Source organism: Vibrio sp. 1078-1, assembly GCF_033340475.1.
Map to the genome: position 1 here is coordinate 1 of NZ_JAWOWM010000715.1, position 558 is coordinate 558.

The window sequence follows — 558 nt, forward strand, 5'->3', positions numbered from 1 at the left end:
ATTTCAAACACTAGATTATGAGATTCCTGAATCCATGCAGCGAAGCTGGCAGGATATCGTCAATCTCCTCGCACAGATTGCAGACGTGCCAACCACGCTTATTATGCGAGTGCATCAAAACCACATCGAAGTAAACACCTCAAGCGACACTCAAGGTAATCCATATAAAGCTGGTGACAAAGAAGATCTTGGACATGGTTTGTACTGTGAACATGTCATTGAAACCAAAAGCCAACTGGTTGTTCCCGATGCCCTTGCCGATGAAAAATGGTCGAATAACCCGGACATCAAACTTGGTATGCTCTCCTATTGTGGTTTGCCGTTGTTTTGGCCAAATGGCGAAACGTTTGGAACCATTTGTATGTTGGACTCCAAAGCCAATGAGTACAGCGAAACTTACCGGCAATTACTCAACACGTTCAAGGACTCGATAGAAGCTCAACTTGCTGTTGTCTACCAGCAATACAAACTGTTGAGACTTAACAGCGAACTTAAAAATCGCGTAGAAAACCGAACCACTGACCTCGCCCAACTCAGCTTTTCACTCACTCAAGAAAT

General features: G+C 44.1%; 1 protein-coding gene. It reads left to right on the top strand.

What is annotated here, in order from left to right; all coding sequences use genetic code 11:
- Positions 1 to 558: GAF domain-containing protein (locus R7190_RS29675; RefSeq protein ID WP_318138182.1), on the top strand; the 558-nt coding region annotated here is incomplete at both ends.